This window comes from Cohnella panacarvi Gsoil 349 (assembly GCF_000515335.1).
GTDB classification, from domain to species: Bacteria; Bacillota; Bacilli; order Paenibacillales; family Paenibacillaceae; genus Cohnella; species Cohnella panacarvi.
Window position 1 is genome coordinate 1,759,749 of record NZ_KI911563.1, and the last position, 14,662, is coordinate 1,774,410.

The following is a 14,662-nucleotide window of genomic DNA, read 5'->3' on the forward strand; positions in this document are numbered from 1 at the left end:
CTCGATCACCCTCCAAGACGTTCAGCCTTCGCGCCGGTTAAGAAGCGTTCGAACGATGCCGCCGGCATCGGCTTGCCGAATAAGTACCCTTGAAGCTCGTCGCATCGGTAATGACGCAGCAACTTCGCTTCCTGGTCCGTCTCGACCCCTTCCGCGACGACCTTCATGCTCATGCCGTGCGCCAGCTCGATGACGGCTTTGACGATCAGTTCGGCTCCCTTACCCGCGCCCATCCCGCTAATGAAGGAACGGTCGATCTTGATCGCTTGCACGGGAAATCTTTGCAATTGGCTTAACGAGGAGTACCCCGTGCCGAAATCGTCGATCGAGATGTAGACGCCAAGCCCCCGGAGTTGTTCAAGGACGCTGACGACATAAGCCTCGTTGCTGAAAATATAGCTTTCCGTAATTTCGAGCTCCAACTCTTCGGCCAACATCCCCGTATCGTCCAAGATGTCGCAGATCCTCTCCACCAAGCGAGGGTCATGGAATTGTCTGGCCGACAGGTTGACGGCGATTCGCCGCGGGGCAAGCCCCGCCGCGCGCCACCGCATATGCTGCTCGCAAGCCTCCCGAAGAATCCAACTGCCGAGCGGGATGATAAGTCCGGTATTCTCCGCAACGGCCATAAACTCGCAGGGGCCGATAAGTCCCCGCTCCGGGTGATGCCATCTTACCAATGCTTCCGCTCCGGCGATCTCTCCCGTTAGATTATCGACTTTAGGCTGATAATACAGCTCGAATTGCTTGTCGTTCAGCGCATGATGCAGGCTGTTCTCCAACCACATCGATTCCGACAGCTTCGCGGTCGCCGCTTCGCTGTATGCCGAATACCCTTTGCCACCCTGTTCCTTGGCCGCGTACATGGCGGAATCCGCGTTCTTCATTAGCGTATCGATATCTCGGCCGTCGATCGGCGCGGTGGCGATCCCGATGCTAGGCGTTATATACAACGAATGGCCCTGCAGCAAGAACGGTCCTTCGAATTGCGCAAGAATCCGCTCGGATAGATGAACGGCCTCGTCCGGTTCGGCATGCCTCAAGAGGACAACGAATTCGTCGCCGCTGATTCTCGCCATGAACGATTGCTCCGTCTGCTCTTGCTTCAGCCGTTCCGCCGTTAGCCGCAGCAGACAGTCTCCCGCGATATGGCCCAGCGTATCGTTAATATGCTTGAAGCGGTCCAGATCGATAAACAAGACGGAGAGGTATTCGCTCCATCCGGAACGCTCGGCCGCCTCGAGTTCTTCCGCCAATCGTTCCTTCATGTTCAGGCGGTTCGGCAATTCCGTTAAGCTATCGTAATAGGCCAACTGGAACAGCCTGGCTTCCGAGTGCGCCAGCCGGCGAATATTGTCCGTGAGATGCTCCGCGACGGACCTGAAGTTATCGGCGAGCATGCGAATTTCGCTAATTCCGCTGCGCGGCCAATCGATCGCCCGGTCCAGCGACAGCTTCCCGGGAAAATCGATCGTAGCTCGCGCCAGCCTCGTAAGCGAACGAAAGAATAATCGATTGAGCAAGGAAGTCAGCATCATCGTCGCCGCGACGAAGACGAGAAGGAGCTGAATATACGCAATGTAAGAGCTGATCGATTCCTGCAAATAAGGCGTGAAGGGCATGAGGAACACGGCTCTCTTATCGGCGCCTACGGTCGTCTCGCGAACGAAATACGCGTATCGCCACGCTTCGCTGTCATAGGTATACACTCGCGAAGGCGTCCAGATCGCGTCGGTGGCGTTCAAGTGCCGGAAGTCTCCGCCGAGCTTCCAATCGAACGGTTCGCCGATCAGCGATTCATCCAATCCGACCACGCTTGTCGCCCGGCTGTTCGAATCTAGCAGCGCCAGCTTCGTAGGGATGTGCGAGCCGGCGTTCATCAGCATGCCCTGCTTCAATTGTTCATACTGCACGATGCCGTTCAGACGCAAGGAACGGTAATCGCTGTCCGTCCAACCGGCCAGCTCGCGATTCACGACGCCCACTTGCGTATTCAGATTGTCGGTCGCCTGAACGAGAACATCGGCTCTATGCTGGTACCCGCTGACCAAGATATAAATCACGAACGGCAACGAAGTCGCCACCAGCGTGAGATGGAGCACGATCCGATGGAACGCGTATCCGTTCCGCTCCCCGCTAGCGCCCAACCAGCGCCGAATCGGCGTATGCGACAAAATGATGTCGGCCGCCAGCGCGGATAAGATGGAACCGAGGGCAACGTTCAGGCAGTACAAGTACCCGAGATCGTCCCCGAATCCCGTTTCGTACCTATATACGTAATAAGAAGCCGGACATCCGGCCAATATCCAGTAAAGAAAAGTAAGCATGATCACTTTGTCGGGAAACCTTCGAAGCAATAGTCCGACCGCGACGAAATAAGCTGCCTGCGTAAGCGCCTGCAGCCACGAGATAGATTCCAGCAGTACGAGCGATCCGTAGACGATCGCAGCGGCGGTAAGTCCGCCCGTTATTCCGAACAGGAGCAGCGCAATGATCAGGAAGGCGGTGCCTAAGCCGAGTTGATAACCGTAAAACCATTGAATGGGGTTGTATTCGAGCAGGAACGACACGATCAGGAGAAGCAAGAATCCGCAAGCTTTCAAGAGAAGAGAACGCTTATCGAGCAACAATGAATTCAGGCGCATAACGAGCCCTCCGTTGTTCTTGTTGAGTACAGTCTCGCAGTAAAGTGGAGAATCCCAGATGCTTGCCATATTGCGGAAGAGAGCGCTTTCCATTTCTATTATAGCTTGCCGATATGATTCGCTCATTTAAAATATAATAGATTCTTTTGCGTTTTGTATAGATTTTCCTTTCAATAAAAAATCTTAAGCCGAATGAACCAATATCGAACAAAAAGACGACAATATCGTTCCAATAAGTTATGTTATAATGCCATTGTTTTCGAATGGAGGCTTCCGCTTCGCTCGTAAACACGCGTTCAAGAAAATTACAGAAGCCGGTGATCGAATGTTTCAACTGAAGTGGCTTTGGCACAATTTAACAGGAGATCGGGTAAGGTACGTTATCGCGTTGGTGTTATCCGTCGTTGGCTCTTCCATGACCATCATCAATCCGTCCATCGCCCAGCGGATCGTCGACACGTTCATCACGGGCGAAGACGCGGCGCGGAAGCTGACGGACGAGCGAGTGCTGCTGATCGGCCTTTGCATCGGCATGATCGGTTTTACGCTGCTGCGAACCAGCTTGTCTTACTTTACGACGATGCTGTACGAACGCGCCTCGCAGAACATGCTCTACCGGATCCGGATGTATTTGTACAACAAAATCCAGGGTCAAGACATGAAGTATTACGATCACAACCGTACAGGCGACCTGATGACCAAAATGACGGGCGACCTCGATATGGTGCGGCACACGATGGCGTGGATTTTCAAGACGATTATCGAATCGCTTACGGTGTTCCTGGCGGCGGTCGCTTATTTCTTCTACATCGACGTCAGCCTGACGCTGTGGCTGTTGCTCCTCGCGCCTCCGATCTTCGTCGTGGCCTTCGTGTTCGCCCGGCGCGTGCGCCCGATGTATTCGGATCTTCGGGAACGCCTGTCGCAGCTCAACACGACGACGCAGGAGAATATCTCGGGCAACCGCGTCGTGAAAGCGTTCGCGCGCGAGGAATTCGAAGTCCGGAAATTCGACGAGAAGAACGTCAACTACTCGACCGCGAACAAAGCGGCCGCGATGGTGTGGCTGGACTACTTTCCTTATCTGGAGACGTTGTCCCAAGCTTTCAGCGTCATCCTGCTGCTGGCGGGCGGCATGCTGGTCATCAACGGAGATCTCACGTTCGGGGAATTCGCCGCCTTCAACGCGCTCCTCTGGGGTCTTGCTCAACCGATGCGCAATATCGGAATTATCATTAACGACATCCAGCGCTTCTTCGCCAGCCTGAGCAAAATCATCGAAATTTACTACGCGCACCCGGATATCGTCAACGAGCACAAACCGATCGTCAAGCGCCGTTATCTAGGCCGCATCGAATTCGATCGCGTCAGCTTCAAGTACGATAAGGCTACGGTGCTCGATAACATCAGCTTCTCGGCCCAGCCCGGCGAGACGATCGCCATCATGGGCGCGACGGGTTCGGGCAAAACGACGCTCGTCAACCTGATTCCGCGGTTCTACGACGTTACGGGCGGCCGCGTACTGGTCGACGGCATCGACGTGCGCAAGCTGGAGCTCGACGAGCTTCGCGGCAATATCGGCGTGGCGACGCAGGACGTCCTGCTGTTCTCCGACACGATCGACGGCAACGTCGCGTACGGCAATCCCGAGATGCCGGAGGAAGACGTTCAGGCTTACGCCGAGCTCGCCGCCGCTCATGACTTCATCCGCAAGATGCCGCAAGGGTACGACACGATCGTCGGCGAACGGGGCGTCGGCCTGTCCGGCGGGCAGAAGCAACGGATCGCGCTGGCGCGGGCGATGGCCATTCAACCGCCGATCCTCATTCTCGACGATACGACTTCCGCCGTCGACAACGAGACGGAAGAGCATATTCAGAAAAGCTTGCGGGAGCTCGAATATTCCTGCACGAAGATCATTATCGCCCAGCGCGTGTCCACGACGGCCGAAGCCGACCGGATACTCATTCTGGAAGGCGGACGGATCGTCGAAGAGGGCACGCACGCCGAGCTGCTCGCCAAGCGGGGCTATTATTACGAGGTATTCAAGCTGCAGAACGAAGGCATCGGAAGGCAGGTGACCGCCCATGGCCAGGAATAGATTCGACATCGACGAGGATTTGGAGTCGCCTTTCAATATTAAGCACTTCCGGCGCGCGCTGGTCTATATGAAGAAACAACGAACGCCGATGATCGTCGCTTTCGTGCTTAGCGCGCTTTCGGCGGGCATCGGGTTATCCGCGCCCCTGATCATGCAATACGTCGTCGACGTAACGATTCCGAACAAAGAGAAGTGGGAGCTGGTCTTGTGGTCCGCGATCTTGCTCGCTACGATCGTCGTCAGCGTCATTCTCGCCACGATCCGCTCGCGTATCATGACTCGGGTGGGCCAGGACATTATATTCGATATCCGTACCGACTTGTTCAAGCACCTGCAGGAGCTGCCGTTCCAATATTACGACGATCGCCCGCAGGGCAAAATTCTCATTCGCGTCGTCAACTACGTCAACTCCGTATCGGACGTGCTGTCCAACGGCATTATCAACTTCATCCTTGAAATATTGAACTTGATCTTCATCGCCATCTTCATGTTCATGGTCGATGTTCAGCTGTCGTTCGTCATTCTGGCGGGCATGCCGGTCTTCATCGCCGTCATGCTGCTGCTCAAGACGAAGCAGCGCCGCGCGTGGCAAGGCGTATCCAACAAAAGCTCCAACCTGAACGCCTATCTGCAAGAGAGCATCAGCGGCATTCGCGTCACGCAAATTTTCACTCGCGAGAAGCGCAACGAGGAAATCTTCGATCGACTGGCCGCCAACTATCGCGCAACGTGGATGAGAGCGATGTATTACAACTTCCTCGTCCCGTTCTCCGTCGATAACTTGGCGACGATCGTGGCCGCGTCCATCTATCTCGTGGGACTGCTCGCGTTGAACCCGGCAGACGTGACGTACGGCGTCATCCTCGCCATGGGCGGCTACGCGTGGCGGTTCTGGCAACCGATTCTTAACTTGTCGAACATCTACAACAGCTTCATCAACTCGGTCGCCTACCTGGAGCGCATCTTCGAGACGCTCGACGAACCGGTGACCGTCAGCGACGTCCCGAACGCTCGCGAGCTGCCGCCGATCCGCGGCCGGGTGACTTTCGACAACGTGACGTTCGCGTACGATCCGGGGGTCAACGTTCTCGAACGGTTGAATTTCGACATCAAGGCGGGCGAAAGCATCGCGCTGGTCGGCCCTACGGGTGCCGGCAAGACGACGGTCGTCAACCTGATCTCGCGCTTCTATAACGTCACGGACGGCCGCATTCTCATCGACGGGCACGACATCGCGGACGTGAAGCTGAAGTCGCTGCGCAGCCAGATGGGCATCATGCTGCAGGACAGCTTTATCTTCTCCGGCACGATCTTGGACAACATCCGTTACGGCAAGCTCGACGCTACGGAGGAAGAAGTCGTCGCGGCGGCCAAGACCGTATGCGCGGACGAGTTCATCCGCGAGTTCGAGCATGGCTATCGGACGGAAGTGAACGAACGCGGCTCCAAGCTGTCCCAAGGCCAGCGCCAGCTCATCTCGTTCGCCCGCACGCTTCTCGCCAACCCGCGCATCCTGATCTTGGACGAAGCGACGTCGTCGATCGATGCCCGGACGGAGCGCCTGCTGCAGCGGGGCTTGAACGAGCTGCTGAAAGGCCGCACTTCGTTCATCATCGCGCACCGTCTGTCGACGGTTAAGAACTGCGACCGCATCCTGTACGTCGCGGACAAGGGAATCGCCGAGAGCGGCTCGCACGACGAGCTTATGGCGCGGCGCGGCCGGTATTACAAGCTGTATACGGCTCAGAAGATGGAAGCATAGACATTCGAAGCAAAGCCCCCGGTATCGCGTGAATGCGATCGGGGGCTTCGTTATGGGTTGGGTTCGCAAGAATAGCAACGATATGCCGTTATTTCGAGCTTGGGGTAACTTCGAGCACTTAATAACAACCATTCGCATTTAACATCGCCATACGAACGCCTTGCCGCCGATTAGCCGTACAATAGATGTCATTGGGTTGTTATTCCGACGAACACGCCGATGGTGCCGCGAAGTAACTGCGATATGTTGTTATTTCGGCGCGTGAGCCATGACTAATCCCCGTTCGGATCGAGGCCCAGCGGATCCTTCGGAGGAATCAGGTTCATCTTGCGGAAGTTGTACGCGCGGACCACGACAATCTTGACGATCGCGTAGACGGGCACGACGATAACCATGCCTAGAGGACCGATAATCGCGCTGGCGCCGATGGCTAATAGCATAACGGTAAGCGGATGTACGTTCATCTGCTTGCCCACGATACGCGGGCCGATAACGTTCGCTTCGATCTGGTTCGAGACGACGAGCACGATTCCGACCAGCAGCACGGTCGTCGGCGACACGGTAAGCGCGACGACGGCCGTCGGAATGAAGGCGATCAGCGGACCGATATACGGGATGAAGTTCGTGATCGCGGCAATCAAGCCGAGCAACAGCGGGTACGGCACGTCGATCAGCAAGTAACCGACGGACGTCAACCCGCCGATTAGGAGAGACGTCAGTACCTTGCTCAGGATAAACGAGCCGATCGACGCGTCGATGTCCTTCAGCGCCCCGCTCACTTCGGAATGGTAACGCTCCGGTATCATCCGCAGCACGAGGCCGGAAAACTTATCCCCTTCGCTCAGCAGGTAGTAGATCATGAACGGCACGAGACCGAGCAGGAAGAAGAAGTTCATGATGAGATTGAATATCCCGCGCACGCTGCCGACGACGGAGTTCAGAATCTCGTCGAGCGAGCCGGTCAGCTTGGTCGTGAGATTTTCCGTAGAGAGCGCGTCCTTCTGCCCGATCTCCCGTAGCCACTCATGCTTCTGCACGGATTCGAGCCACGTACGGACGGAATCGACGATCTGCGGAAAATTGTCCACGAGATTGATCGACTGTTCCCGGATCGGCGGCCAGATCATCAGGAAGAACAAGTAACAGACGCCGATAGCGCCGATATAGACGATAACGATGGCCAGCGACTTCGGCAGCTTGACCGAGAGCAGCCGCACGAACGGCCGGAATAGATAGTAGAACAATCCCGAGATCAAGAGCGGCACGAACAGCGCGGCCAGCACTTTGCCGATCGGATCGAACACGTAGTCGACCTTGGAAGCCAAGTAAGCGATCAACAGAACGACGATAATGCCATAACCGATGCGAAACCACTTGCCTTGCGGCATAGGTCAGATCTCCCTTGCGACGATTTTGAAGAACGCGTCAACACCTGACGTACTTGCGCTTGAACCCGAGCTGCCCTCTGTCCATCGCTTTGTCGATGTTGACGAGCGCGTTAATGAGCTTGCTCTTCTTGCCTTTGCCCACCTCGACCGGGCCGACCGCTTTCGCGACCTCGACTGCCTTGTCATGAAGAGCAACGAAGGAGACCGCAACGGTGTAAATGAAAAGGTTCATCGCGTATTTCGCGCGTTCCGGGGCGTCGTGGATCGTCCGTTGAACTTGCTCCAGCATGCCGGCCAGCTTGCTCACGGAAAACTTGTCGTTCGGGAACCTGCCCAGCAGCCAGCAGTAACAGCTATACCCCGCCGACATCTTCAACTCTTCGCCGCTGGCGATCCACTTATCCGCCACTTCCTGAGCGATGTCCGTCTCCGACAGCGTCACCGCGACGACGAAATCGGCAATCATATAGAAATAAGCCGCATCGATCCAACGCTCGAAGTCCGCTTCCGTCATCGCTTTCGGATCCGCGACGACTCCGGCGAAGTACATGGCATCGTAGTTTCCCGTCGCGTAAAGCTGCTCCGCCAAAGCTTGATCGTGTTTGATTCGCTTCGCAATCGGTTTCATCTCGCCCGTCGCCACGCCGAATAACGGCTCGCGCGCCCCGTTGGATATGTACATTTTCTTCAGCCGTTCCTTGCCGAGAGCTTCGAGCTCCCGCATGACCGTAACCGCATCCATGGAATATCTCCTCCGACTTGACTATATATGAAGTGTATCACAGGCTTGGCTCGCGTGGCGAATACAACGGCTTCGGGGTATACGTTAATCCGCTGCTGGACATGGTAAGAGTTGGGGGTATGCGTATGCCTAATTTTGTCCCTTACTTCTCGTTAATCGTCCTGTCGTTAGCCGTTCTTATCTGGATTTTCATGCAAACGAAGCAATTTCATACATTCGTCATCTACATCGCTTTCGCCGGAATGATTTATGTATTCGAGATCGTCATAGTTGTCGTTTTCGCAGCTTATGAGTACAAGCCGCAGATCACATCCATACGCTATTTGGATAACATGATAGGCGCTTCCGTGTCGAACACCATCACGGTCCCGACGATCGCCACTTTAATCTCCGTATTCCAACTGCGGTTTCGCTGGATCTTGTTGTTCGCTCTCATGTTCGGTTTTATCGAGACCCTGTTCGTGCATTTGGGCGTGTACGTGCATCATTGGTGGAGGTCATGCTTCACGGTTGGTTCATTGCTTTTATACTTCTCGTTAACGAAATGGTGGTTCAGACAATTCCGTTCCGGAAGCCGGCCGATCCAAGCCGTTTCCTTCTTCGTTTATACGATGGCGCTGGTGCTAACGTTCATGTTTGTTTTCTTGCTGCTTGGGATACGCCTGTTGGAACCGGGCATATTCAAGGACGTCTATCGTGACGACACGTTCTCCTTGAGCGTGTATGGAGCCGTGAAAGCTCTTATGATTACGGCCGCGATATTCTGGCTTAAGAATTGGCGCTGGCTGATCGCCGCGGCAGCCGTTATTATCGCCACGCAATCTATTCTGATCCAAAGCGACATCCTTCGCATCTTCATTCCGATGCGACTGTATGCTCTGATCTACTTCGCATGCTGCTGCTTGGTTATCGGGTTATGCTATCTTGCGAGGAGGTCGGTAACAACGTAAGAGAGCGAGGGTGATCCTCGCTCTCTTGCATGCTTATTCGTCGCGGACGAGGCGCAAACCTTGATCCGGGCCGATGCCGTTCGCCTCGAAGTTGCTCACGTACGTCAAATCGCTTACTTCTCCCATCCAACCGCCGCCTTTTACGACCCTTGTAGAGGTACTGTCGCTTTCCGTTTCCCCGTAGCCGTTCCAGCACCATTCCCTTACGTTGCCCGACATATCGTAGAGACCCAGCTCGTTCGGTTTCTTGGCGCCGATCGGCCTGGATTGGTTATGGTTGTTCTCCACCAGCGGCCAATTCCAGTCGCCCGATAGAAGCTTATCTCCGGCGTTCTTCCAATACCAAGCCACTTCATCGGGGTCGTTGCTGCCGCTGTACGTGTAGCTCTTGCTCATCTGGCCGCCGCCCGCCGCGTATTGCCACTCCGCTTCGGTCGGCAAGCGATACCCGTCGGCTTCTTCGTTGAACGTTACCGTCCATTTCAAGTTATCGTATTCGCTCTTATTGGTCGGGTCTTTCGTATTCTTGTCGATGTTGTACACGGGCTTTAAGCCCTCTTGGACACTCCGCTTGTTGCAGTACTCCACGGCGTCATACCAACTGACCGTCTCGATTGGCCGATCGTCGCCCTTGAATTTCGACGGGTTGTTGCCCATTACTTCCGTCCATTCCTTCTGCGTAACCTCGTATTTACTAATATAGAAGCTATTAAGAGCTACCCGTTGTCCATAATAGTTGGACTTCGCGTTCGTAAATGTCCCTCCTTTAACGTATACAAAGTTATCGTTCCATTCGGCCGTCGATGCGTTCTTGTCGGACTTGTCCCGAGAACAAGCGCTGACTGCGAACATAGCGGAAAGCATAAGGAAAATCGCCAGCTTTCTCATGGATAGATCTCCTTTGTGTAAGAGTAAGGCCGCCCGATCGGGAGACCGGCGACCTTACTCTGTTCAGTTGCTATTCCATTACCAAACCGTTACGTTCGAGCTTCCGCTGCTTTGGTAGCCTTCGGTCGCCAGCACTTGGTAGGACCAGCTCGATCCGAGGTTCATTCCTTTGCTTGCCCATGCGCTGACGTGGTTGTTGAAGGTGATCGAGACGTTGCTTCCCGTCGGTCTCTTCGACTGTCTGACGCTCCAGAACTGTTGGAACGTCCTCGTACCGTCGATGGAAGGCGCGTTATAACGCATCGTCGTATAGATGTCGTACGTGCCGCCGTCGCTGTACACGTTGCCTTTATACGTTCCGGTCGGTCTGTACGTGCCCCAGCTGTCGACAACGTAATATTCGATGAGCGCGTTTCTCGTCCATCCGTAGAGGGTCAGATAGCCGTTGCCGGACGGTGCCCAGACGCCGGCGTTATAGTTGACCGTTCTATACCGCGATCCGGTATTCCAGCCTTTACCGACGACAAAATTACCCGTATTGTACCAGTTAACGCTATAATTGCCTCCAGCGCCATTGACCGCATTAACCGTACCGCCGCCGTCCGTCCAGTTTTGCCAGTAATCCGTCGCCGCGCTCGAAGTGGCCGCGAACAAGCTTAGGCCCATCGTGGCCGCCAACACTACCGATAGTGCTTTCTTTCTGAACGTCATCATCATCTTCCTCCTCTAATTTGGGTTTTGACACGACTTGCTTACGTACTACCGTGAGTCGATCCATGCTGCAGTACATAACTTGTCCTGTGTCTGCTTCGTCGGCAATCGCCCCTCTCTCACCTCCCCTTCAAGGCAAATTATAGAAGGTAAGCGCATACATTTCACTCGACATATTAAAGGTTTATCCCCGACAATATATATGTTTTTTAGGTAAAATTAGGGATAAAACGTTTTCCAATTCCTAGAATTCGATACCAAGCACGGCAGGAACGCCTTCCTCGTAATAGTGTTTCTCCGGTTTCATCTCCGTCACCAAGTCCGCGATCGCAAGTACGGACGGCAGCGCCCCCCGTCCGGTCAGCACCAGATGTTGGCCTTGCGGGCGGCTGCGGATCGTCTCCAGCACGTCCTCCAACGGAAGCACGTCGTCGATCGGGAAAGAACCGATCGCCAGCGCGTTATTGATCTCGTCCAGCACGACGAGACGGTGCTCTCCCGAGTGAATGCGTTCCTTGGCGAACGCCCACGCTCTCGCGAGCGCCTCCCGGTGTTCTTCCGGCGTCTTCAACCAAGTAAACCCGGCGCCCATCGAATGCATGGGAATGCCGAGCTTGTCCAGTACGATCTTCTCCCCGTAAGTGCGCTCGGGGGATTTAATGAATTGGATGATAATCGGGTTTAATCCCCTGCCGGCGGCTCGCACGGCTACTCCGATCGCGGCCGTCGTCTTTCCTTTGCCGTCGCCCGTGTAAACCAGAGTCAGGCCTCGTTCCTTGCGCGGTTTGCTCGATTGTTTCGTGTCGCTCATTCGCGTTCTCCTCCGTTCATGATTCGGTAGACGGCTTCCATATCCAGATGCAGGCGAACATGATCGGCCAGCCGGTCGAAAGATAGCTCGCGCAACCGTCCGAAGGCGGTGATCCGGTCGGACGGCGCAAGTCCATTCCCTTGGCGAACTTCGTTCAACCAGTCGTGCCTGAATCGATCGTTATGGAAAATGCCGTGTACGTACGTGCCCCATAGCCGTCCGTCCTCGGATATCGCGCCGTCCGGATGGAATGGTTGGTACGGATGGTAGCGTTGGTATGGCGCTTGCTCGCCGGTTAGTCGGCTGGACTGGACGAGGAAAGGCTGAAGCACGGGTTCGAGAAAATCCGTTCTGCCCATATGTATCTCGTAGCCTTGTATCTCCGCGCCTGGGCTTACCGCTCCGAAGCCTGCGGCGACGGTCCCGATTACGCGCTCCGTCTTCTTGTCTTTCGCGTACGTCGTCTCCATCGGGAACAGGTTCATCCCCGCCACCTCGGGCAAGTCCGACTCGACGAGGTCCGGATCGAGCAGCCTTCTTCCCATCATCTGATACCCTGCGCAGATGCCCGTCGCTCTCCCGCCTTCCTCGATATGGCGAAGCAGAAGAGATTCGAGCCCCGTATTCCGGAGGAACAATAGATCCTCCGTCGCGTTCTTGCTGCCCGGGACGATCACGACGTCCGGTTCGCCCCATTCGCGGGCGTCGCGCACGTAACGGACGTTGACGCCGGGCTCCTGCAGGAGAGGATCGAAATCCGTGAAATTGGACAAGCGGGGCAAGCGAAGAATCGCGATATCGAGCTCCTGTCCCGTTGCTGCCTTCTTACGGTATCCCTTAGAGTCCAGCGACGCGCCGTCCTCGTCCTCTAACTGCAAGTCGTCCAAGTACGGAACGACGCCGAGTACCGGCTTGCCGATCTTTCGCTCCAGCCACTCCAAGCCGGGGGTCAGCAGGGAGACGTCGCCTCGGAATTTGTTGATGATCACCCCGCGCACGCGGTCGCGCTCTTCCGGCTCTAGAATGTCCATCGTTCCCACGATGGACGCGAACACCCCGCCCCGGTCGATGTCGGCCACAAGCAGCACGGGGGCGTCGGCCCATCCGGCCAGTCGCATGTTGACGATATCCCGGTCCTTCAGGTTCACCTCCGCCGGACTGCCCGCTCCTTCCAGAACGACCGCTTCGTACTCGTCCCGAAGACGGGCTAGCGCCGCCTTTACGATCTGCTCGGCCTCGGGCAAGTAACGCTCGCGGTAATCCCTCGCGCTCATGTCCGCGAACGGCTTGCCGTGCACGACGACTTGAGCGGCCATGTCCTGCTTGGGCTTCAGGAGGATCGGATTCATGTCCGTCGTCGCCGCGATGCCGCAAGCGTCCGCCTGCATGCCTTGCGCCCGCCCGATCTCCTTGCCGTCCGGAGTCACGTAAGAATTAAGCGACATATTCTGCGACTTGAACGGCGCCGCCTTGATGCCGTCCTGCTTAAGAATTCGGCATATAGCGGTCGCGAGAAGGCTCTTGCCGACATCGGATGCCGTGCCTTGCAACATAATCGTTGCCGCCGCTCGCCGATTGTTCGCATCGGTCATGATAAGGCCTCCTTCAGTGCCCGGATCAGGCGCTCGTTATCCCGTCTAAGCCTGATGGCGAGCCGGAAGCAGGACGCATCCAGCCCGTCGAATAACGAGGCGTCCCGAATGAGGATGCCATGGCGCGCCATCGCTCGTTGCAATCGCCGTGCGTCCATCCCGGTCTCCCCGGGCAAGGAGACAAGCAGAAAATTCGTATCGCTCGGGAATACCGTCAGCCCGAGACGGCTCAATTCGCCCATCAGCCAGGGGCGTTCCTCCTGCAGCCATGCCCGCGTCCTCTCGGCGTACGCCCGCTCATCCAAGACGGCTTCGCCGATCAGTTGCGCGAGGAAGTTGACGCTCCAATGCGTCTGCGCCCCCTTAAGCCGACGGACAATATCCGGGTGCGCGACGAGGAAGCCGAGCCGGATGCCCGGAATGGCGTAAAATTTGGTCATCGAACGAATGACTTGGATACGCGGGGACTCCGCCGCATGGCGAATATAAGAGATTCCTTCCTCATCGGGAAGGAAATCAAGGAACGCTTCGTCCAGCATCATCCGCGTTCCCGATAGTCTTAGCGCGTCCAGCACGCGCGCCGGGACGATGCGTCCGGTCGGGTTGTTCGGATGGCCGAGGAACACCGTTCTCTCGCCAGCATCGGGCGCGTTCGACAGCTCGAATGCGCATTCGCGCAGGAGCGGTTCCGGGATCGTCCTGCCTCCGGCCTTCCGTACCGCGTCTTCGTATTCCGTGAAGGAAGGGCGGGCGAGTATCGTCTCCGCCGGCCGCAACTCCCGGACGACGAGATCGATGAGCTCGGCCGCCCCGTTCCCGACAAGGATGCTTTCCGGCGGGATTCCGTAGGCTTGGGACAGCTTATTCCTCAATCCGCGCGCCGCGGGATCCGGGTAACGCGCAATGTCGCGCCAACGTTCCCGCATCAATTCGCCGACGACTTCCGGCGGACCGAACGGGTTCATATTCGAGCTATAATCCAACCAATCTTCCTCCGGACGGCCGAAAGCTTCCGTCGCCGTCAATAAATCCCCGCCGTGACCGTAACGTTCCAGTTCCAAACGTAAACCCT

11 protein-coding genes are annotated in these 14,662 nt (G+C 56.2%); 3 read left to right on the forward strand and 8 right to left on the reverse strand.

Translation table 11 applies throughout. The annotated features are described in order from the left end of the window. Positions 1 to 5: 5 nt before the first annotated feature. Positions 6 to 2,645 carry a putative bifunctional diguanylate cyclase/phosphodiesterase gene (locus COHPA_RS24300; protein WP_027085762.1) on the reverse strand — a complete coding sequence of 880 codons (2,640 nt, stop codon included), beginning with the start codon at positions 2,643 to 2,645 and terminating at the stop codon, positions 6 to 8. 325 nt (positions 2,646 to 2,970) lie between these two features. Between COHPA_RS24300 and COHPA_RS0108550 the strand changes: the two genes are divergently transcribed. Together COHPA_RS0108550 and COHPA_RS0108555 are read left to right on the forward strand one after the other, a co-directional pair. After that, positions 2,971 to 4,746, forward strand: a complete 1,776-nt coding sequence (locus tag COHPA_RS0108550; RefSeq protein WP_027085763.1) for an ABC transporter ATP-binding protein — start codon at positions 2,971 to 2,973, stop codon at positions 4,744 to 4,746. Beyond that, positions 4,733 to 6,508, forward strand: coding sequence for an ABC transporter ATP-binding protein (locus tag COHPA_RS0108555; protein WP_027085764.1), 1,776 nt, complete (start codon positions 4,733 to 4,735; stop codon positions 6,506 to 6,508). Before COHPA_RS0108550 ends, COHPA_RS0108555 begins: the two co-directional genes overlap by 14 nt. A 272-nt stretch (positions 6,509 to 6,780) precedes the next feature. Here COHPA_RS0108555 and COHPA_RS0108560 read toward each other — a convergent pair whose 3' ends face one another. Together COHPA_RS0108560 and COHPA_RS0108565 are read right to left on the reverse strand one after the other, a co-directional pair. Continuing rightward, positions 6,781 to 7,896, reverse strand: coding sequence for an AI-2E family transporter (locus tag COHPA_RS0108560; protein ID WP_027085765.1), 1,116 nt, complete (start codon positions 7,894 to 7,896; stop codon positions 6,781 to 6,783). Between the two features lie 37 nt (positions 7,897 to 7,933). Beyond that, positions 7,934 to 8,638 (reverse strand): DNA alkylation repair protein, encoded by a 705-nt coding sequence (locus tag COHPA_RS0108565; RefSeq protein WP_027085766.1) that lies wholly within the window; start codon positions 8,636 to 8,638, stop codon positions 7,934 to 7,936. 125 nt (positions 8,639 to 8,763) lie between these two features. On the opposite strand from COHPA_RS0108565, the gene COHPA_RS0108570 reads away from it, so the two are divergent. Next, positions 8,764 to 9,588 carry a hypothetical protein gene (locus tag COHPA_RS0108570; RefSeq protein WP_027085767.1) on the forward strand — a complete coding sequence of 275 codons (825 nt, stop codon included), beginning with the start codon at positions 8,764 to 8,766 and terminating at the stop codon, positions 9,586 to 9,588. A 33-nt stretch (positions 9,589 to 9,621) separates the two neighbouring features. Here the strand turns inward: COHPA_RS0108570 and COHPA_RS0108575 are convergent, their stop codons facing one another. The 5 genes from COHPA_RS0108575 to cobD form a co-directional block, all read right to left on the reverse strand. Then, positions 9,622 to 10,476, reverse strand: coding sequence for a formylglycine-generating enzyme family protein (locus COHPA_RS0108575; protein ID WP_027085768.1), 855 nt, complete (start codon positions 10,474 to 10,476; stop codon positions 9,622 to 9,624). Positions 10,477 to 10,554: 78 nt separating this feature from the next. Beyond that, positions 10,555 to 11,190 (reverse strand): glycoside hydrolase family 11 protein, encoded by a 636-nt coding sequence (locus COHPA_RS0108580; protein ID WP_027085769.1) that lies wholly within the window; start codon positions 11,188 to 11,190, stop codon positions 10,555 to 10,557. 241 nt (positions 11,191 to 11,431) lie between these two features. Then, complete coding sequence (locus COHPA_RS0108585; RefSeq protein WP_027085770.1) at positions 11,432 to 11,998, reverse strand: cob(I)yrinic acid a,c-diamide adenosyltransferase; 567 nt, start codon at positions 11,996 to 11,998, stop codon at positions 11,432 to 11,434. Next, a complete protein-coding gene (locus tag COHPA_RS0108590) occupies positions 11,995 to 13,590 on the reverse strand; it encodes a cobyric acid synthase (RefSeq protein ID WP_027085771.1) in 1,596 nt (531 codons plus the stop codon). The genes COHPA_RS0108585 and COHPA_RS0108590 overlap by 4 nt, the downstream gene beginning before the upstream one ends. After that, positions 13,587 to 14,651, reverse strand: coding sequence for a threonine-phosphate decarboxylase CobD (gene cobD, locus COHPA_RS0108595; RefSeq protein WP_027085772.1), 1,065 nt, complete (start codon positions 14,649 to 14,651; stop codon positions 13,587 to 13,589). The genes COHPA_RS0108590 and cobD overlap by 4 nt, the downstream gene beginning before the upstream one ends. Positions 14,652 to 14,662 lie beyond the last annotated feature (11 nt).